The 21,333-nt window shown below is 32.3% G+C and carries 17 protein-coding genes; 3 read left to right on the top strand and 14 right to left on the bottom strand.

Going from position 1 to position 21,333, the window contains the following annotated elements:
• Positions 1–68: 68 nt before the first annotated feature.
• Both lnt and IM755_RS01945 read left to right on the top strand, forming a co-directional pair.
• Positions 69–1,571 carry an apolipoprotein N-acyltransferase gene (gene lnt / locus IM755_RS01950; RefSeq protein ID WP_194093373.1) on the top strand — a complete coding sequence of 501 codons (1,503 nt, stop codon included), beginning with the start codon at positions 69–71 and terminating at the stop codon, positions 1,569–1,571.
• Positions 1,568–5,476 (top strand): LamG-like jellyroll fold domain-containing protein, encoded by a 3,909-nt coding sequence (locus tag IM755_RS01945; RefSeq protein WP_194093372.1) that lies wholly within the window; start codon positions 1,568–1,570, stop codon positions 5,474–5,476. Before lnt ends, IM755_RS01945 begins: the two co-directional genes overlap by 4 nt.
• A 125-nt stretch (positions 5,477–5,601) precedes the next feature.
• Here IM755_RS01945 and IM755_RS01940 read toward each other — a convergent pair whose 3' ends face one another.
• The 8 genes from IM755_RS01940 to rplM form a co-directional block, all read right to left on the bottom strand.
• Positions 5,602–5,814, bottom strand: a complete 213-nt coding sequence (locus IM755_RS01940; protein WP_194093371.1) for a VF530 family protein — start codon at positions 5,812–5,814, stop codon at positions 5,602–5,604.
• 4 nt (positions 5,815–5,818) lie between these two features.
• The gene (locus IM755_RS01935) at positions 5,819–6,379 is read right to left on the bottom strand and encodes a DNA-3-methyladenine glycosylase I (RefSeq protein ID WP_194093370.1); all 561 of its coding nucleotides are present in this window, start codon (positions 6,377–6,379) and stop codon (positions 5,819–5,821) included.
• The gene (locus tag IM755_RS01930; RefSeq protein WP_194093369.1) at positions 6,369–7,022 is read right to left on the bottom strand and encodes a queuosine precursor transporter; all 654 of its coding nucleotides are present in this window, start codon (positions 7,020–7,022) and stop codon (positions 6,369–6,371) included. The genes IM755_RS01935 and IM755_RS01930 overlap by 11 nt, the downstream gene beginning before the upstream one ends.
• A 1-nt stretch (position 7,023) precedes the next feature.
• The gene (locus IM755_RS01925) at positions 7,024–10,731 is read right to left on the bottom strand and encodes a TraB/GumN family protein (RefSeq protein WP_194093368.1); all 3,708 of its coding nucleotides are present in this window, start codon (positions 10,729–10,731) and stop codon (positions 7,024–7,026) included.
• Positions 10,732–10,838: 107 nt separating this feature from the next.
• Positions 10,839–11,660, bottom strand: coding sequence for a translation elongation factor Ts (gene tsf / locus IM755_RS01920; protein WP_194093367.1), 822 nt, complete (start codon positions 11,658–11,660; stop codon positions 10,839–10,841).
• A gap of 136 nt (positions 11,661–11,796) precedes the next feature.
• On the bottom strand, positions 11,797–12,558 hold the full coding sequence (gene rpsB, locus IM755_RS01915) for a 30S ribosomal protein S2 (protein ID WP_111566196.1): 762 nt from the start codon (positions 12,556–12,558) through the stop codon (positions 11,797–11,799).
• A gap of 175 nt (positions 12,559–12,733) precedes the next feature.
• Positions 12,734–13,120, bottom strand: coding sequence for a 30S ribosomal protein S9 (rpsI, locus tag IM755_RS01910; RefSeq protein ID WP_194093366.1), 387 nt, complete (start codon positions 13,118–13,120; stop codon positions 12,734–12,736).
• Entirely contained in the window at positions 13,120–13,575 is a 456-nt protein-coding gene (gene rplM, locus IM755_RS01905; RefSeq protein WP_194093365.1) for a 50S ribosomal protein L13, read from the bottom strand. Before rplM ends, rpsI begins: the two co-directional genes overlap by 1 nt.
• A gap of 197 nt (positions 13,576–13,772) precedes the next feature.
• On the opposite strand from rplM, the gene IM755_RS01900 reads away from it, so the two are divergent.
• Positions 13,773–14,795: a LacI family DNA-binding transcriptional regulator gene (locus IM755_RS01900; RefSeq protein ID WP_194093364.1), complete on the top strand. Its 1,023-nt coding sequence runs from the start codon at positions 13,773–13,775 to the stop codon at positions 14,793–14,795.
• On the opposite strand, the gene IM755_RS01895 is transcribed toward IM755_RS01900, so the two are convergent.
• From IM755_RS01895 to polA, 6 genes are all read right to left on the bottom strand, one after another.
• Positions 14,790–15,500 (bottom strand): nicotinamide mononucleotide transporter family protein, encoded by a 711-nt coding sequence (locus IM755_RS01895; RefSeq protein ID WP_194093363.1) that lies wholly within the window; start codon positions 15,498–15,500, stop codon positions 14,790–14,792. The two genes, IM755_RS01900 and IM755_RS01895, sit on opposite strands and share 6 nt — an antisense overlap.
• Before the next feature lie 2 nt (positions 15,501–15,502).
• Positions 15,503–16,870 carry a serine hydrolase domain-containing protein gene (locus tag IM755_RS01890; RefSeq protein ID WP_194093362.1) on the bottom strand — a complete coding sequence of 456 codons (1,368 nt, stop codon included), beginning with the start codon at positions 16,868–16,870 and terminating at the stop codon, positions 15,503–15,505.
• A gap of 44 nt (positions 16,871–16,914) precedes the next feature.
• On the bottom strand, positions 16,915–17,556 hold the full coding sequence (locus tag IM755_RS01885) for an SdpI family protein (protein WP_194093361.1): 642 nt from the start codon (positions 17,554–17,556) through the stop codon (positions 16,915–16,917).
• 2 nt (positions 17,557–17,558) lie between these two features.
• Positions 17,559–17,813: an autorepressor SdpR family transcription factor gene (locus IM755_RS01880; protein ID WP_008256034.1), complete on the bottom strand. Its 255-nt coding sequence runs from the start codon at positions 17,811–17,813 to the stop codon at positions 17,559–17,561.
• 119 nt (positions 17,814–17,932) lie between these two features.
• Positions 17,933–18,355 carry a hypothetical protein gene (locus IM755_RS01875; protein WP_194093360.1) on the bottom strand — a complete coding sequence of 141 codons (423 nt, stop codon included), beginning with the start codon at positions 18,353–18,355 and terminating at the stop codon, positions 17,933–17,935.
• A gap of 65 nt (positions 18,356–18,420) precedes the next feature.
• Entirely contained in the window at positions 18,421–21,276 is a 2,856-nt protein-coding gene (gene polA, locus IM755_RS01870; protein WP_194094443.1) for a DNA polymerase I, read from the bottom strand.
• Positions 21,277–21,333: the final 57 nt, after the last annotated feature.

The following is a 21,333-nucleotide window of genomic DNA, read 5'->3' as shown; positions in this document are numbered from 1 at the left end:
CTGTTTATCCCAAGTTCTGCATTAAAATTCTTTAAAATAATACTTTTGAGATAGAATTATCTCAAAATATGTTTAAAAACCTTTATAAAGAATATAGTTCAACAATAATTGCTGCATTTTTATCGGCTTTAGCATATACAGAAATGTGTGTCATTTTGATACTTATTTCTTGGGTTCCTTTTTTTTATTTTTTGTTTCAAAGTAAAACTGCTAAAAACGCATTAAAAAAAGGCGCTGTTTTTGGTTTTATTTATGGTTTGTTTCTTTTTAAATGGATATTTTCTTCATTAAAAGAATATACATCTGAGGTTATTATTGGTGTAGCGGTCATAGTATTGTTATCTATTATTTATAGTTTGGTATATGCTCTTTTGTCTTATCTTTTTTTTATAATCAAGAAATTTTATTCAATTAAATACTTTGCTTTAAGTTTACTTTCAATAGCAAGTGTTTTAACATTATTTGATGAATTACTTTCCTATTTATTTATTGGAATACCATTTCTTAACTTACGTGTTGGATTTACGCTTAGTAATAGTTTGTATTTGGTTCAATTTAGTAAATATGGAGGTGTTGCAATACTAACTTTTATTGTTTTTTTTATCAATGCCTGTATAGCAGATTATTTTAATCGTAAATCTAAATTACTACTAAAATATCTGATAGTATTTCTCCCATCACTTTATTTGTTGGGGTATGTTTTGTACGTAAAAAATGATTCTTTGGAATCGAAAAAAATTAAAGTAAGTGTTGCTACAGCTAACATTAGCCCCAAAATTAGTTGGGATGCCAAAAATGGAAGTCAATTAGCTCAAGAGTATTTTTCGCTATGTAAGCAAGCTTCACAAAGTAATCCTGATTTTATACTATGGCCAGAATCTACTATACCTTGGGTGTTTGAAGAGAACGACGATTTAGTAGCAGAATTTTTAAAAATCAATCAAAGTAATGCAATACATGTAATAGGTGTAAATAAGCCTGTTAGCAGTGATAAAACATTGAATTCAGCCGCTTTTATTTCTAATTCAAAGTCACCGCAATTTTATTCAAAGAATATTTTATTAAAAGGCTTTGAAGAACCATTGTTGTCTTATTTTCAGATACCATTTTACTATAATTTGAAATTAAAATACACTACAAATAATGATTCAAGACCAATTAAAACTGCAAATGGTAAAGTAGGAGTATTGATTTGTAATGAATCAATTGAAAATTCACAGGTACAAAAAGAAATTAATCTTGGGGCTAATTATTTTTTTGTATTAAGTAATGATGGTTGGTTTAAAGATTCCTACATCAGTTTATATCATTTCTATATTGCAAGAATTATGGCAGTTGCCTACAATAGAGATTTTGTCATTAGTAGTAATTGTGGTTATTCGGGATTTATAAAAAACAATGGAGAAATTGTTGAAGTAAATCAATCCAATGAAGCTTATACAAATACACAATTAACAAAAAATAATAATGAAAAAACATTTTACTCAAAGTACCCAAATATATTCTACATTTTATTAATTCTAATATTATCAATAAATACTATTTTATCAATTAAATCATTAAAACTATGACAAAAAAATTATTATTTATTTTCATCTTGTTGCATTCTTTTTTAATGAATGCAAGCGCTCGTCAAGGAAACTACCGATGGCGAAATGACGATGGAAATCAAACCGCTTCAACTTGGAAAGCCGCAACAAACGCAGCGACGTTAGTAGGAGCTGTTAATCAGCCACTTAGGTTAAGAATGGAAATTTACAATAGTTCAACTTCAGGTAGTGGGAGTTTTAATTTAAGTCCTTTGCAGTATAGAAAAAATGGTGGTGCTTGGACATCAATAACATCTTCTACTGCGAATGATTTTTATTTTATTAATTCTGTATTTGTAACTAATAATACAGGAACCACTCAACAGATTTCTACAGGGAGTTTTACAGGAGGTTTTTTCAAATCGGATAATTCCAATAATAATATCTCTTTATCTACAACTACAAGAACTGAAATTGAGTTTTGTATTTCAAGATCTTCTAACTATGATATCTATAGTACATATCAATTTCAAATCGCTTCATTGACATCCTATGATAGATATCCTACTTTAAATCCAATATGTTCTACGCCAAAACCAACAGTTAATTCAAATGTTGTTTATAATTTGAATCAACAGGCTTTGCCTTTAACTGCTGTAGGAACTAATTTGTTTTGGTACACAACACCTACAGGGGGAACTGGAAGTACAACCGCTCCAACTCCTCTTACCAATACAGTAGGAACAACATCTTATTATGTTTCTCAAAATACAGGATGCGAAGGACCAAGAGCAGAAATTAAAGTTTTAGTTAAACCTTTAAGTTCAACTGGGAAATCATTACATTTTGATGGTGTAGATGACTATGTAAAAGTTTCTACTTTTGACTTTGCAGTGTCTAACAATTTTACAATGGATCTTTGGGTAAAACCTGAAAAAGCAATTACATTACCTACTGAAGCAACTGCGGGAATTACAGGTAGTACAGGACAATCTTATCCTTTATTTCCGACGCTTGTTGGGGCTTATGGTGTAGATGATGCAACCCATTCAGGTGCTGGAGTCTCTGTGGGTACAAATGGTATTTGCGTATTTGAACACGCAGGAGGATATTTACCTGCCTTGTTAGTACATCCAGTTGCAATCTCTGGCTGGACTAGGGTTACAGTAGTATATACAAATAAGCAACCTAGCTTATATATAAACGGAGTATTGGTTAAAACTGGTTTAACATCACCGAGAAGTTTTGTGCATCCTCCTTTACGAGATATAGGAAACTCGGATTTTGGTACTCATAATACTTATGGCCCTTATCAAGGTTCTATTGATAGAATATATATATTAAATAACTCTGTTATTCCAAATGCAACTTGTGAACCTGCTCCAAATGATTCAAATGTAATTGCTTCTTATTTTTTTGATCAAGGAGTTGCAGGAGCAAACAATTCAACCATAAATTATTTGATTGATAATGGAGAAAGGTATAGTGGAGAACTATTAAATTTTGCACTAAATGGAGCTACTTCAAATTGGATAGCAGACACACCAAGTGTGACTTTGCCAGCCCCACCTGTAGCGTCAGATCATACTTTTTGTACTAGTGCAACAGTCGCTAACTTAATTCCAGCTCCAAGTGCTACCATAAATTGGTACAGTCAAGCTATAGGAGGAACAGCGTTAGCTTCATCAACGGCATTAGCAACTGGTTTTTATTATGTAGATTTTACAGATTCTAATGGTTGTAAAAGCACAAGAACAAAAATTATTGTTAGACAAAGTAATAATTCGGCACCAATAGTAACATCACCTGTAATATATAATCAAGGAGATACAGCAGCTGCATTAACTGCAACAGGTAGTGGTACAGGTTTGTTATGGTACACAACAGCAACGGGTGGTATAGGAAGTACAACAGCACCAACACCAAGCACCGCTACAGTAGGTACCGTATCATATTATGTTTCAAGTACGGAATTTAGTTGTGAGAGTACACGTTCTCAAATAGTTGTTATTGTTAATTCTACAACTCCAGCAACTCATTTAAACTTTGATGGTGTTAACGATATAGTGAATTGTGGTAATACATTAAATTCTGTATTAGACCCATTAAACACTATTACAGTGGAAGCTTGGGTAAAACCTTCTACAAACACAGGATTAGGAGTAATTGTTGGGAATTATGCAAATCCAACGGGTGGTAATATGCAGTTTTTAATGCGAAGAGATAATGCAAATTATACTTTTTGGATTAGCGGTACTCCAGGGGTTTTCAAAAATGTTACCGCTAGTAATGCTGTCTTAGTTAATACTTGGCAACATATTGCAGGAGTATGGAATGGTTCTGATTTGAAAATCTATATTAATGGTGTTTTAGCTGGTACAACAACAGGTGTAACTGAAAGTAGTTTTGCAACAACTACTAATAACTTAATGATAGGAAATAATCAAGCTGCTAGTCCAGAAAGATTCACAGGTAATATAGATGAAGTTAGAATTTGGACAAATGTTAGAACAGCAGAACAAATTAATGGTTCAAAGAATTGTGAATTACAAGGGACAGAAACTGGTTTAATTGCATACTATAAATTTAATCAAGGTTTCGATGCATCTAATAATGTAGCAATAACTACTTTAACAGCATCTACGGGTCCAAATGGAACGTTAACTAATTTTACTTTGACAGCTGCAACATCAAACTGGTTGGCAGGTTCTCCTGTAATAACAGGTTCGATAATTCCATCAGTTGCAACAGTAACTACTCCAGTTGTTTATACTCAAGGCTCTACAGCTTCGGCTTTAACAGCAACTACTGGAACAAATGGTACGGGATTACTTTGGTACACAACTGCATCTGGAGGAGTTGGTTCAGCTTCTGCACCAACTCCTTCAACAGCAACAGTTGGAAATACTTCTTACTGGGTTTCTTCAACAAATGCAAATGGTTGTGAGAGTGCTAGAGTTGAAATTGTGGTAACAGTTAACGCACCTGCACCTGCAACTCATTTGAATTTTGATGGAATTGATGATGTGGTAGATTTGGGTTCTGGATTAACTACTTATTTTACAGGTAAAACAAAAGTTACTATCCAAGCTTGGGTAAGATCTGAAACTAATTCTGGTTTAGGAACTATTGTAGGTAATTATAATTATCCAACGAATAATAATTCTATGCAAATGATGCTAAGACGTGATGGAGCAAATTATGCTTTTTGGTTAGATAGCGGAAGTGGTTATACAAGTGTATCAGCTGTAGGTTCTGTTGTTCTAAATACTTGGCAACATGTTACAGGAACTTGGGATGGAACTACAATGAGAATCTATATTGACGGAATATTAGCTAATTCATCTGCAAAAACAGGAGTAATTCCTTCGAGAACAACTAGTTTTAGTATTGGATCTAACACGTCTGAAAGATTTGATGGTGATATAGACGAAGTTAAATTGTGGGATATGGCTTTAACAGCTACAGATATTATGAATACAATGAATTGTGAAGCACAAACACAACCTGAATTAGTTGCTTATTATAAGTTTAACCAAGGAAATGATATTGTGAATAATTCATCGGTTACTTCACTTCTTGATAGTTCTAGTAATGCAAATAATGGAATTTTAACTAGTTTTGCTTTAACAGGAGCTACTTCAAACTGGAGATCAGGATCAACAATTACAACAGGTAATACTTGTGCAACTTTAGGAAATTCAGATTTTGACAATGTAACTAGAATTGCTATTTATCCAAATCCTTCAACTGGAATTTTTAATATTGTTTCGCAACAAGTTATTGCTGTTGAAATTTATGATTTGTTAGGGAAATTGGTATACAACCAACAATTAGTAAGTGGAACAAATAGTATTGATATTTCAAACATTAATACTGGAGTTTATTTATTAAAAGCTACAGATGCCAATGGTAATTCTGAGTCACATAAATTGATTAAAAATTAATGAAGTTTCTCTATAAATATAAGTTTGAAATTTTATTAATACTACTTTATGTAATATTAACTTTACTAGGTATTTATATTTATAGTTTGTAAATAAAAGGCTGTCAGATGACAGCCTTTTTGTTTTTAAAGCTTCGGCAAAGTTCTCACATACAATTCTTCCACTTTTTTTCTTGCCCAATCGGTTTTTCTTAAGAATTTCAGAATAGAATTTACCGATGGATTTTCTTTGAAGCAATTGATGTTAATAAGTTCTGCCAAAGTATCAAAACCATAAAAGTCAACCAATTGTTCTACAATCGTTTTTAAAGATTTTCCGTGAAGTGGGTCGTTGTTCATTTTTTTATTTTCTTGTGTGGCAATCTAAAACATGATCATTTACCATTCCGGTAGCTTGCATGTGCGCATACATAACTGTTGAACCCACAAATTTGAATCCGCGTTTTTTTAAATCTTTGCTTAAAGCATCTGAAATTGGAGTAGTAGCTTTAATATCGCTTAGGGTTTTGGGTTTGTTATCAATAGGTTTTCCATCTACAAAGCCCCAAATATATTTAGAGAATGTCCCAAACTCTTCCTGAACTTTTATAAAAGCTTGTGCATTAGTAACGGTAGCTTTGATTTTTAATTTGTTTCGAATAATTCCAGCATCTTCTGCTAATGCATCCATTTTGTCTTCCGAATAATTCGCTATTTTCATTAAATCGAAATTGTCAAATGCTTTTCTGAAATTTTCTCTTTTGGCTAAAACAGTATACCAACTCAATCCTGCTTGAAACGTTTCTAGAATTAGGAATTCAAAAATAGTTTCATCTTCATAAACCGGCTTTCCCCATTCGTTATCGTGATAATTTCTATATAAATCGTCTTTTTCGCACCAAGCGCAACGGGTTTTATTTTCCATCTTTTGCTAAATATTTTTCTATTAAATAATGACCTAAGTAAATTAGAGGCGTTAATCCAACAGCAATTAACAACTTCACAGTGTAGCCTGTTAATGCAGATGCAATAAACATTTTGGTATCGATTTTTCCCGGTAGCCAAAAGGCAATTCCGAGTACAATGAAACTATCAAAAAGTTGCGAAATCACTGTTGACCCCGTACTTCTTAACCAAATCATCTTTTTTCCTGTTCGGTTTTTGACAAAATGGAAAATGGTAACGTCAATTAATTGGGAAACTAAAAAAGCCGTAATACTTCCCACAATAATCCACATACTTTGCCCGAAAACAGCAGTGAATTGTTCGTCGGTTATTAAGCCATCGCCTTTTACTGCTGGAATTTGAAGCCCAATTAGCAATAAGAAAAAGGTGTAGGCAATTAATCCAGCTGTTATGAAGGATAGTTTTTTTACTCCTTTTTCACCAAAATATTCATTGATTAAATCGGTTGTGATGAACACAATTGGCCAAGGTAAAATACCTAAACTCATTACGGTGTTGCCAACATGGATAAGTTTTCCTCCAATTAATTCCGCTACTAAAGCATTGGTAATAAAAATTCCAGCTAAAACAACGTATATAATGTCTTTTTTTCTTTGAAACATATTAATATTCTTCTAAGTTTTCAAAAAGATTATTGTTTATTTTTAATTTACCATAGGAAGCTCTTCTGTGATTATCGTTTAACGATTCGTCAATCATGCTTTTAATTATTGCATCTATTTCTTTTTCTTCTAAATAAGTTGTAGCAATTAATTTGCAATATTCCTTGATGTTAATTTTTCCGTTTTCTGTTATAAATGCTATACCGCTAATTTTTTGTTGATTGGTGTTGTATGAGTTCTCTTCGATATTGATTTTTTTGAAAAAGAAATACGTGATTTTTTTACCATTGAATCGAATCTCTTTAGAATCATAGAAGGACAATGAATCTTTTTTCTTATCGATGTCTTCAGAGTAAATTTCGGCAGCCAAAGCAATAGTTTTTGGGTCATATTTTGTTAAAAACGAATTTTGCTTCATGTGATGCATCATTAAGAATCCAATAAATTGAATTTTTTCATTTTCAACAATTTTATCCATCGTTTGAGAATCAACTTGATTAGTTTTTTCCAATTGTACTTCAGCAAAAGCCAAATCTAATTTTTCAATTTTTAAATCGGTTGCTTTTTTAATTAACTGTGCCACATCTTTTTCTGCTTTAAACGGATATAAAATGGTATAATAACTTATAAAATCTTCTATTGGAGCTTCGTCTTCTTCATAATATTCATCTTCATCTTCGTTTTTGAAGTTTTGTTTGCTTTTCCAACTAGCTAAACGTTTGTACTCGAGTTTTGCATTGGTTAAAATCATTTTTTTGTACGACTTTAACTTCTTTGCATTGCCATGATTTTTAAGTAAAAGCTGATGTGTAAAAGAAACAATAGGTTCATGAAACTCTTTTATACTGTAGTATTGAAAGATGTTTGGAAATAAAACCTGACTGTTTTCTAAATCTTCTTCAAAATGATTAAATAGTCCAATAATTTCATATTCATTATCTGAAACAGGTAAATCATATTCTAATAGTTCTTGAATTTTCTTGTAAGCTTCTTTACTTTTTTGAAAGGCTAATGCTCTTAAAACAGCAAATTGAATAACCGTATTTGTTTTTTCTTTCTTGTAAGCATTTTCTAGATAGGAAATAACTTCTGGTGATTTAATTCGTCCTAATTTTTCATATAATTCCCCTAAAATTTCGGTTTCATCATCTCTAAATTTAAAAGTATTCAACAAGGTTTTAAACTTTGGTAAATCCGCTTTTTCTATCGTTAAATAATCGATAGATTTTAAAGCTGAATAACGGATGCTATCGTGTTTGCTTCTTACATCATTTAAGAATAAGTCCATTTTATTCTCTAAAATGTTCTCTGTTTTTTTATTTTCTAAAGCTATAGAATTAAATGTTTTTTCTACAAAAGGATCTTTGTTGTCATAGTCTTTTGCAACCAATGTTGATAGTTCATAAATAGTGTTTCCGTTTAGTAATAATTTATATTTAATGGCTTGTTTTGAACTTGGTTTCGAAACCATGGCTTCAAACACGTGAATGTTATTATCTTTATCGAAACTAATTTTTTCATCGATAATTTTTAGTTTTTCTTCTCTTGGAAATAACTTTTTATCCCAATCTGAGAACATATATTCTGAAGCCAAATTAAAATTTTCCCCAGGAGTGGTTACCTCAATTACTTCATTATCATTTTCTATATCAGTTGGAGTTTCATTTGTAGTTACGTTTACGTCTCCAATAATTTGTTTTCGGTAATTTTTCCAAATAGAATCTAATGATTTTTCTGACTCATAACGATGATATTTGTAATAGTTAAGCTGTATTATTGAACCACTACTTCCTAAAAATTGATAGTTTTTAGATTGAGTCGTAAAATGATTTTTCTTTTTGTTTCCGTTTTGAAGTTCTTTTTCTACCAAGAAGTCTAAGTGCTCGTTTTGTTTTTCTGGAATTTCAATACTAAAATGATTCGTTGTATCACGGAATATTCTATAACTTTCAGATTCTAATGAAGGTTTAATTTCAAATGAATCGAAAAAACGTTTGGTATCTGTATCTTCTGCATTAACTGTTCCTAAAAGGTAATATTTATTGCCGTTTAATTGCGATTTTAGTTGAATCTCTCTGTTTTCAATACTCGATTTTGAAAAGAAAGCAATTCGTTCTTTATTGAATTTAGTTTGGGTAGAATCTAATTCGTGTTGGGCGTAAAATTCTTGGTGAATTCGTTTTAATTCGTATTCTGAATTTTCTAAATTATCAATTTCAGAAAGTGTTTTTTCGATTAAAAAGTAAAAGCTTTTTTTCTTTTCATCTAAAGCCGTAATAGCAATGTCGGAGTTGTCTTTGCCGTTGTTTTTGTTTCCAGTGTAAGTATTGTAAGCCGGAACTTGAACTTCGAAATTTCCTTTTATTGGACTAATTTTTTCCCAAGTGTTTTTGCTGTTTTTTATCTCGATTTTAGAAAAAATATCTTCTTCAAAACGTCTAACATAATCGCCTTCGCCACCCATAATTACACTAATAATTTCTAGTGGTGTTATATAATAGCGATAACGTTGTGCGTTGCCTGTTTTGGTTTTACTTTTAATGTCGTAAACCCAATAGTTTTTTTCCTGAAACGATTTTTTTTCTAGAATTTCCCCTGGAATATTTTCATAAAACAAACTGTCTAATGTTTTGACATTAAAAGTTTTGTTTTTCTTATTCAAGAAGTCGTTTAATAGTTTTCTTTTTACGTTTACATAGCCACCATTTACTAAATCTGGAGATTCTAAATCTTCTCCATTTTCTAAAACAATTTCAAACAAAGGTAATGAAATCATGCCATCTGCAGTTGCTCTATTTTTTAATTCGGGTTTGGTAAAGTATTCTTCTATTTGTTTTTTAGCTGCTTTTCCTTTTTCGGTGTAGTTTCCAAAAACGGGTGTTACTTTATATCCTTTAGCTCTAAGTAATTCGATAACGCCTTTTGGTCCTGGAAGGTGAGCCGCTCCAATGGCACTGAATAAACTTCCAGTTTTCATAATTGAATCCATGTTCTTAACCATTTCTATGTTTCGGTCAAAAAGCATGGCTTTTAAAAATGATTTAGGGGAGCTTAACATGGTTAACGAATCGATCATGTCTAAATCTTTTTCTCTGTAAAAATCGTTAAGCGCTTGGTCGTACGATTTATTTTTTAAGATTTTTAAAATGGCTTGACGGTTTTTATCTACTTCTGTTTCGTCCATTTTAGCTTGCGCCTTCATGATGTTTAATGTAGATTTTTTTACATCTTCTAATCCGACAGTTTTTTTATTGAATTTTCTACCTGTTCTGTAGATAAACATATCTAGGTAAGTTTCTTCTTGATAGTCTTTTTGTGCTTCATTTGTTCGTGTAAGAAGGCTTATTAAGTTGTAATTGCTGCTTCTGAAAAGTGGATATAAATTATCTTTTTCAATAGGTTGAATATAAAAATTGGTGTAAAACTTTCCTTGATTGGCATATTGACTGTAAAAACTAAACAAATCGAATAACGTTGTCCAAGTTCTTGGTTCACTTTCATTAGCAATGATATCTGCCTCTTGAAGATGTTTAAAAAAATTATCCGATAAATGATAGGATACTTTATCGCTTACATGCATAGAACCGTAAACGTATGATTTCTTTTGTAAACCATTTCCACTAATTTCCCACAATAAACTTTGGTATTTTTTCTCTTGAGCAACTAATGAAACCGATATAAGGGCAAATAATAATGCGATTTTTTTCAAGGTAATTTTATTTTTTCGTTTACTCCAAATATACAGTATTTTAAAATGAAAAAAACCTTAACTCTTGTTAAAGAATTAAGGTTTTGTATTTTTAGTTTAGAATAAGATTATCCTAAAGCAACTCTACTAAATCCAGTTACAGTTAAGTTTGCATCTACTGATTTAATATAAGCAGCAACACTCATAGAACTGTCTTTGATGAAATCTTGATTTACTAAAGTATTATCTTTGTAGAAACGTTGGATTTTACCTTTAGAAATGTTATCTAACATTGCTTCTGGTTTACCTTCAGCTCTTAATTGCTCTTTAGCGATTTCAATTTCTTTTTCAATGATTGCAGCATCAACACCAGCTTCGTTTAAAGCAATTGGGTTCATAGCAGCAGCTTGCATTGCAACGTTTTTAGCAGCTTCGTCAGCACCAGCAACGTTAGCAGATAACGCCACTAAAGTAGCGATTTTACCAGCGTGGATGTAAGAACCTACGAAAGCACCTTCTAATCTTTCAAAAGCACCGATTTCGATTTTTTCTCCGATAACTCCAGTTTGCTCGATTAATTTCTCAGCAACAGTGATTCCGTTGAAATCAGAAGCTAATAATTCTTCTTTAGTAGCATAGTTTAAAGCTTGGTTAGCTAAATCGTTTGCTAATTTAACGAAAGATTCGTTTTTACCTACGAAGTCAGTTTCACAGTTTAAAGTGATTGCAACTCCAGCAGTGTTGTCAGCATTGATAACAGCAACAGCAGCTCCTTCAGTAGATTCTCTATCTGAACGGTTAGCAGCTACTTTTTGACCTTTTTTTCTTAAGTTTTCGATTGCTAAATCGAAATCTCCTTCAGCCTCCACTAATGCTTTTTTACAATCCATCATTCCAGCACCAGTGATAGTTCTTAATTTATTTACGTCTGCAGCAGTAATATTTGCCATTTTGTATTTTTTTTATTTGTTGTTTATAAAAGTAAAAATTCCAATTACTAAATCCCAAATTCCAATTTTACTAAATTGCTAACGAATAGTTAGAACAAGTTTGGAATTTGGAATTTAATTCTTGGAATTAATTGATTTATGCTTCAGTTTCAGTAGCAGGAGCTTCAGTAGCTTCTACTTCTTTAGCTGGTAATTCATCTTTTTCAACTTTTCTATCAGAAAGACCTTCAACGATAGCAGAAGAAACTAATGATAAAACTTTTTCAATTGATTTAGAAGCATCGTCATTTGCAGGAATTACGAAGTCAATTGGACGTGGATCCGAATTCGTATCTACCATTGCGAACACTGGAATGTTTAATTTTTGAGCTTCTTTAACAGCGATATGCTCCGCTTTTACGTCAACTACGAATAATGCAGCTGGTAATCTAGACATATCTGCAATTGAACCTAAGTTTTTCTCTAACTTAGCTCTTAAACGATCAACTTGTAATCTTTCTTTTTTAGATAAAGTCATGAAAGTACCGTCTTTCTTCATTCTATCAATAGAAGCCATTTTTTTAACTGCTTTACGGATAGTTACGAAGTTAGTTAACATACCACCTGGCCATCTTTCAGTGATGTAAGGCATGTTACAAGCTGCTGCTTTTTCAGCAACGATATCTTTCGCTTGTTTTTTGGTAGCAACGAATAATACTTTTCTACCAGAAGCAGCAATTTTTTTCAAAGCTTCGTTAGCTTCTTCAATTTTAGCTGCAGTTTTATATAAGTTAATGATATGAATACCATTACGCTCCATATAAATGTAAGGAGCCATGTTTGGATCCCATTTACGAGTCATGTGTCCGAAGTGTACACCTGCTTCTAATAACTCTTTAACGTCAATTTTGTTTGCCATTGTGTAATAGTTTACGTTCCGTGATTAGCAATTTTCAAGTAGTCACTTGCGTTGGTCTTGAAAATTTAGATGCTAAACTAATTCCCTTTTTACAAGGAATATCGACAACTTTGTTTTTAATTCAATTTTAATTGTAAAAATAAATCTGAAAATATATTCTGATAAATATCGAATATTAACGTTTTGAGAATTGGAATCTCTTACGTGCTTTTTTCTGACCGAATTTTTTACGTTCAACCATTCTTGGATCTCTTGTTAATAATCCTTCTGGTTTAAGGATAGCTCTGTTTTCAGCTTCTACCTCACACATTGCGCGAGCGATAGCCATTCTTACAGCTTCTGCTTGTCCTGTAGTACCACCACCATATACGTTTACTTTAACGTCAAAGTTTGATGCGTTTTCTGTCATAGACATTGGTTGCATAACTTTGTACTGTAAAGTTGCAGTTGGGAAGTAGTTAGTGAATTCTCTTTTGTTTACAGTGATTTTTCCTGTTCCTTCTGAAACATAAACACGTGCAACAGCGCATTTTCTTCTACCGATTTTGTGAATAACTCCCATTACTTAAGATCGTTTAGGTTAACGGTTTTAGGTGATTGAGCCGCATGTTTGTGCTCAGGACCTACATATACATTTAAATTACGGAATAATTCAGCACCTAATTTGTTTTTAGGTAACATTCCTTTGATAGCTTTTTCTACTAATAATGCAGGATTTTTTTGTTGCATTACTTTAGCAGTTAAAGTTCTTTGTCCTCCTGGGTAACCTGTGTGACGAACGTAAGTTTTGTCATCTAACTTGTTACCAGTAAGGTTGATTTTTTCTGCGTTGATAACAATTACGTTATCACCACAATCAACGTGCGGTGTATAACTTGGTTTGTATTTACCTCTTAAAAGCATCGCTACTTTTGTAGATAAACGACCTAAGTTATGCCCTTCAGCGTCCACAACAATCCACTGCTTGTCTGCAGTTGCTTTGTTGGCTGATACTGTTTTGTAGCTTAATGTGTTCACAATAATTAATTTAAATTAAACATTCCATTCCCAATAAAGGGAGTGCAAAAGTACAACTATTTATTAGAATTGCAAACCCCTTTTTGAAAATATTGTTTTTTCTAATTTGTTAAACATCATTTGCTTAGCTAAAATTCATTTAAAGTTGTTTTTTTAAATTACAGAAATACACTATTTTTACCTCTTAACTTTTATCTATGAAAGCAAAAGCAACTCTAAAACAAATAGCCCTCGAATTTGGTGTATCAATTTCAACAGTATCTAAAGCATTAAGCGATAGCCCCGAAATCAGCGAAGCTACCAAAATAAAAATTCAAGAGTATGCCGCTTTGCAGAATTACAAACCTAATAGTATTGCGAAGAATCTAAAAAATCAGCGTACCAATACTATAGGTGTAATCATACCTAATATTCTCAATCCTTTTTTTGCGAAAGTTTTTAGTGGAATTGAAAAGGTAGCGTTGGAGAAAGGTTATAACGTGATTACCGGAATTTCAAATGAATCTTTAAACAAAGAGCAACAAGTGATGGACATGCTCAATAATGGAACTATTGATGGTTTCATTGTGGCAATTGCCGAAGAAACGCAATCCTTAAAAGAATACAAACATTTTAAAGATATAATGAACAGCGGAACTCCTATCGTTATGTTTGATAGAGTAGCTGATGGAATTAATTGCGATAAAGTTGTGGTAGACGATTTTGATTCGGCTTATGATGCTACAACGCATTTGATAAAATTAGGAAGTAAAAAAATTGCATTGCTTTCTACGATTCATAATTTAAGTGTTGGTAAGTTGCGATTTGAAGGTTACCAAAAAGCCCTTTCTGATGCCAATATGCCTATTGATGATAATTTGATTATTCTAGAAACTTCAATAGAAGATTTTGATGTGAAATTACAAGCTTTAATTGCTTCAAAAAAGATGGATGCGATTTTTGCCTTAGACGAGCATAGTGCAACTGCATCTATGAAAATGGCGTTGAAACAAGGAATCAAAATACCAGAAGAGTTAAATATTATTGGTTTTGCCGATGGTGTTTGGTCAAGAAGATTAACACCGAGTTTGTCAACTGTGAGCCAACACGCGCCAGAAATTGGAGCAAAAGCAGCTGAACTGTTAATCCATAAGTTAAATTCTAAAGATGAGTTTTACCAACCACAAACGGTTGTAATTAAAACAGAATTGCGTCAGAGAGAATCTACGAGGAAGTTATAATTGTTTCGCTTTATCATCCTTCCAAGTAATATAACCTAAAATTGCATTGAACATATAAAACACATATTTTGCGGTGTTGGCAATGTTCATCAATATTACATTTTGTATGATTTTGAATAAATTATACACTTGCCAATTAATCCAATTGTCGGGATACATTCTTCCTATATTAAAGGTGCCACCAAAACTAATTCCGGCTGGAACAGCGATGGCAAAAAACAATTTCCAATCAATCGCTTTATCCGAAAATGTTGTGAAAGCAATGTAATTCAATACTAACGAAAGCAGTAAACCTATTGCCATATTTCGAAAAAAGATTGTATCAATTGCATTTAAATATTGTTTCTTTTTCCAAATTCGGAAAGCAAAATAATTTCCAAAAAACGAAACGGGATAGGTTAAAATCGCACCGATATTTCCTAAAAGATAATCGATACTTCCACTTAATAAGGTGTTGCTAGTGCTGATTAAATTCCCAATGTTGTTTTTCTTGGTAACCAATCGAGTCGCCATCATGGATAAGCAAGTGTTTAAAATGGAAAAGTAGCCTAAATAAAACGAGTAATTCTTTCCGTCAAAACTAAAATCGTAAGTGGTTTTGTAATATTCTAAATACGCTGAAACGCCCACCACCAAAACCACTCCGATAATATCGAGATATTTACTATTGGTAATGCTTTTGATGGTAGCGATGGTGTTTTGCATCTTTATTCTTTTGTAAAGTTGAATTTCATTCCGCCTTGAATTAGCACAAATGACTTATCTCCAAAAACCATTTCAATTCCGGCTGCTGCAAAAACAAAAGTGGTTTCTTCTTTAAATGTCAATGGAAAAGCACCTTGTCCAGTAGCTTGAGCAAACAATTCGCCATTTTTTTCAGAAACTGTGATTTTTATTGGTAAATCTTTTGACGCATAAGTTCCTATGAATTTTGCTAATTCTGCTTTATCCATATTCATGAACTTTGGAAATGGGAATGGCATTTTGTAATAAATACTCAAAATTCCTATGATAATATCATTTTGTACAAAATTATCTCCATTTGAAATTAATGAGAAACTCAATTTTTCGGTTGGATAATATCCTAACATCGAACTGAAATTCTCAATTCTTCCACCATGACCATAAAAACGTCTTTCGCCAAATGGAAACTGAATTAAAGCTTTTCCATAGCCTTCTTTAATTTCTTTCATTTGGTCTAAAGAAGTTGGGCTAACTAGTTTTCCATTGAAAAGTGCATAAATAAATTTAGTTAAATCGGCAGTAGTTGAAGTAATTCCACCCGATGCAAACGGAATTGAATTGTGATTTTCTAACGATTTCACCCAATTGGTCCCATCAAAATAATAGGAATAACTTTCTCTATTTGTCGTATTTGTTGCTTCTTCTTTGTAATAGGTTGTAGGAACGAAAACTTTGTTGGTAACCGCGCCTTTAGCCGTCATTTCAGTTTTATTTTCGTAAGTGCCTAATTCTGCTTTTTTAACGATTCGATTTTGTAAATTTTCAGCGTATGATTTTTTAGTCAACTTTTCGATAATACAGCCTAAAATGAAGAAGTTTGAATTACTATATTCGTATTTGCTTCCTGGTTCAAAATTAGATTTAAATGAAGTAATTACTTTTAAAATATCTTCTTTAGAATGTTTTTTATCTAGTGAAGTATGAAATGTAGTGTCTTGATTTATATAATCTACAATTCCAGTTCTGTGGTGCAATAAATCGTAAATCGAAATCTTTTCTGCATTTTTAATTTTTGGATAAAAACGATTTAATTTGGTTTGCAAGGTTAGTTTTTTCTCTTCAATCAATTGCATTACCATTACGGCTGTGAAAGTTTTGGAAATCGAACCTATTTTGTAACGTGTTAATCGATCGGCTTTGATGTTCTTTTCTACATCGGCAAAACCATACGCTTTATTAAAAACCACATTTTCACCTTCACGAATGGTTAACGAACCCATGAATTTGTTGTTTTCGTATAAATAGTTCAACAAACTATCCATTCGAGTAAATTTATCTTGAGCAAAAGTGAAACTCGAAAAAGCAAATACAAAAAGAAGTAATTTTTTCATGGTGTTTCTGTTTTTTTTTAATTAGTAGTTAAGATAGTATTTTGTTACTGATTTTTGATTTTTTTGAATTCCAAATACGAATAAACAATAGGAACAATACTAATAACGGCAGTAATTCCTAAAAAAGTATATAGTTGCATTTCATTTGGCAATACAAATGTCAATGCCATTAAAAGTCCGCCTACAAACCATAGTTTTCCGCCCAATTCATGTGTTTTTTTCCAAACTTCTTCGTTTTCTAACGTCCAAGGTGTTTTTATCCCAATGAAATAATTCGGTTTTATGGTTTTGAAATAATTACCTAAGAAAGCAAAAAGCAAGCCAATAATAGCAAACACAAATCCTGGATTACTACTTTTTTGTTGCACACTGTACAAAATAAAAACCGCTAAACCCGACATGAATAAAGTTAGAATCATTCGTAAATTATTCAGTTTGTTGCCCATGTTTTGTAATTTTTGTTTTGGGTCAATAGACGGAATAATAAGAAAAACAAAATAAGTGATTCCAACTAGCATAAATAACATTACAAGAAGTTCTTTTTTATCACCATAACGATCAATTTCTCCAGAACCATTCCAATGCATTGGAATTTTTTCTGGTAAACGATTCCAAATGTAAATTAGATAAGCAAAAGGAATTATAGCAATTGCTAAAAACGGAATTTCTTTTTTCAACTTTTCCATAATTATTTTTTTAGAGTAATAATCCATTGTAAAATATCATCAACAATTGTAGTGTTTAACGAATAGACTACAAATTGCCCTTTTTTCTCGCTCGTGACTAAATCGGCACGTTTTAAAATATCCAAATGATGCGAAATACTGGGTTTTGAAATATGAAATTGGTCCGCAATATCGCCAGCCGTCATTTCCTGTTTGCGCAGCAATTCCAGAATATCTCTTCTGGTTTCGTCGTTTAAGGCTTTAAAAATTGCGTTCATATTAATTTATATATTTAGACAAATATCTAAATATTATTTGAAATGGCAAAATGATTTTAAAAAAATTAACCCGATAGGTTTTGAAACGTATCGGGTTTGTAATAAATATTTGAGACTTCTTATTCAATTACCTCATGGACTAAATATGAATTTAGTGTGATTCCTTTATTGTTGTCTTTTGTAAATGAAATCTCATCAAGAGTTTTGCCTTTTTGGTAAATGGTTAATATTTCCATACTATATTTTGTCTCATTAACATCATTTTTTGTTACGCTAGAAGTTTGAGTTTTATTGATGTCAACTTTAATTATTTCCCCATAGTCTTGTAGGTTTTTATTGACTAATTTGCCAAGTTCTTCTTTAGGAATAGATTTGTCTAAGTAACTACTAATTTTGGTTGTGTCTTTATTAGATAATTCTTCATAAAATTTAGTTGCTAATTCTTTAGCAAATTCAATATCTTCAGGAGCATTGTTTTTTGTTGTAATGTTTTCACATGAAGCCAAAATTGCTAAAACGGCTACTAATAAAATTTTCTTCATATCTAAATATTTGTTTTTAATTGTTTTTATAAACTACCAACTGCTACTGTCCACTGAACACTTTCCTAATGCGCTTCCAACCAATTCTTGCCCAATCCAATTTCCACATCTAACGGAACTGCCATTTTGAAGGCATTTTCCATTTCATGTTTAATCATTGGTTGAATTTTTTCTAATTCGGAGTTGTGCACATCAAATACTAATTCGTCATGTACTTGCAATAACATTTTTGATTTCCAATTTTCAGAAGTCAGTTTTTTATGAATGTTAATCATCGCAATTTTGATAATATCCGCAGCCGAACCTTGAATTGGAGCATTCACCGCATTTCGTTCCGCACCGCCACGAACAATTGCGTTGGCTGAGTTGATGTCTTTTAAATAACGTCTTCTTCCTGAAATAGTTTCTACATAACCGTTTTCTCTAGCAAAATCAACTTGTTCTTGAATGAACGATTTTAATCTTGGATACGTTTTGTAATACGCTTCAATTAATTCCGCACTTTCTTTTCGAGATAAGTTAGTTTGGTTGCTCAATCCAAAAGCTGAAACACCATAAATAATTCCGAAGTTTACGGTTTTGGCGTGACTTCTTTGCTCTTTTGTCACTTCATCTAAAGGAACATTGAACACTTTTGCAGCCGTACTTTTGTGAATGTCTTCGTGATTTTGAAATGCTTTAATCATGTTTTCTTCACCACATAAAGCGGCAATAATACGCAATTCAATTTGAGAATAATCGGCAGAAAGTAAGGTATAGTTTTCATCGCGAGCAATGAAGGCTTTTCTAATTTGTCTTCCTCTTTCGGTACGAATTGGAATGTTTTGTAAATTCGGATTGTTCGAACTCAAACGACCTGTAGCGGCAACCGTTTGCATATAATCGGTGTGAACGCGACCTGTTTTTTTGTCGACTTGGTTTGGTAAAGCATCAATATACGTACTTTGTAATTTCACCATTTGACGCCATTCTAAAATATCTCGCACAATTTGATTTTCATTTGCCAAATAACTCAACACTTCTTCGCCAGTGGCATATTGACCGGTTTTAGTTTTCTTTTGTTTCGCGCCACCAATTTTTAGTTTGTCGAATAAAATATCGCCCAACTGTTTTGGAGAAGCTAAATTGAATTTCTCACCAGCGGTTTCATAAATTTGTTGTTCTAACGCATCGATTTCTTTTTGCATGTCAACCGACATACTTTTTAGAAAATCTACATCTAAGCGAATTCCTTCTTTTTCCATATCCGCTAAAACAGGAACTAACGGAATTTCGATTTCGTCAAACAATTTTTTCGTACCTACTTTTTCTAAAATTGGTTGGAAATGTTCCTTCAATTGAAAAGTAATATCAGCATCTTCAGTCGCATATTCTTTGATGTCTTCCAAAGGAACATCACGCATCGACAATTGATTTTTCCCTTTTTTACCAATTAAAGTTTCAATCGATTTTGGAGCATATTTCAAATAGGTTTCCGATAACACATCCATATTATGACGCATATCTGGATTAATCAGATAATGCGCAATCATGGTATCGAATAATTTCCCTTTGACTTGAATGTTGTAATTCGAAAGAATTTTCAAGTCGTATTTCATATTCTGACCGATTTTTTCGATGCTTTCATTTTCGAAGAATGGTCTGAATTTTTCAATTAACGTTTGGGCTTCCTCCTGATTTTCTGGAAACGGAACATAAAATCCTTTTCTTTTTTCAAAAGAGAATGACATTCCTACTAATTCAGCATTCAAAGCGTCAATTCCAGTAGTTTCCGTATCAAAACAAACCGAAGTTTGATTTAATAAATTCTGCATTAACAATTTTACTGGCAAATCACCTTGAACTATTTGGTAGAAATGCGTTGTATTTTCTAATGTAGCATAATACGAATGATTCGCAGTTGGTTCATCCGATTCATCGCTAAAACCAAATAAGTCGAATTGATCTTCGTTTGATTTTTTTGCAGGAGATTTTTTAGTGGGTTGTGGCGAATCTGAAGTTGTTCCGTTAGTGTCAATTTCATCATATTCTTTACCTGAACCAAATAATTTATCAAACTGCGCTTTCATTTGGCGGAATTCTAATTCCTGAAACAAAGCATCGGTTTTCTCCACATCTGGTTTTGATAATTCAAAATCATCCGCATCAAAAGTCACCGGACAATCGAGTAGGATAGTAGCTAACTTTTTAGATAAAAGCCCTAATTCTTTGTTGGCTTCGATTTTATCTTTCATCGCGCCTTTCAATTGGTGCGTGTTAGCTAATAAATTCTCTAAAGTGCCATATTCTGCTAAGAATTTCTTAGCTGTTTTTTCTCCCACACCAGGCAATCCTGGAATATTATCGGCAGAATCACCCATCATTCCTAAGAAATCTATTACTTGGTCAGGACGCTCGATTTCAAATTTTTCTAAGACTTCAGGAATTCCCCAGATTTCGATATCATTCCCCATTCGGGCAGGTTTGTACATGAAAATATTTTCCGAAACCAATTGGGCAAAATCCTTATCTGGCGTTACCATGAACACTTGAAAACCTTCTTTTTCGGCTTGTTTGGCTAATGTCCCAATCAAATCATCTGCTTCAAAACCTGCTTTTTCGATAATTGGAATGTGCATTGCTTTCAACAATTCTTGAATATAGGGAACAGCAATTTTAATCGCTTCAGGTGTTTCGTCACGATGCGCTTTGTATTCTTGATACATTTCGAAACGGTAATCACTTCCGCCTTTATCAAATGCTACGGCTAAATGGTCAGGTTTTTCGCGTTTAATTACATCCATTAAAGAATTCATGAATCCCATAATGGCAGAAGTATCCATTCCTTTCGAATTGATACGAGGATTTTTTATAAAAGCATAGTAACCTCTGAAAATTAAGGCGTAAGCATCGAGTAAAAAAAGGCGTTTTTGTGACATAATATTGGTGTTCTTTAATTTTTCAAAGTTATAAAAATATATGTGTTTTTGGTCTTTTTT

Origin of the sequence: Flavobacterium proteolyticum, assembly GCF_015223105.1 — a bacterium.
Classification (GTDB): Bacteria; Bacteroidota; Bacteroidia; order Flavobacteriales; family Flavobacteriaceae; genus Flavobacterium; species Flavobacterium proteolyticum.
The sequence above is the reverse complement of the archived record's forward strand: the minus strand, read 5'-3'. Positions and strand labels throughout refer to the sequence as shown.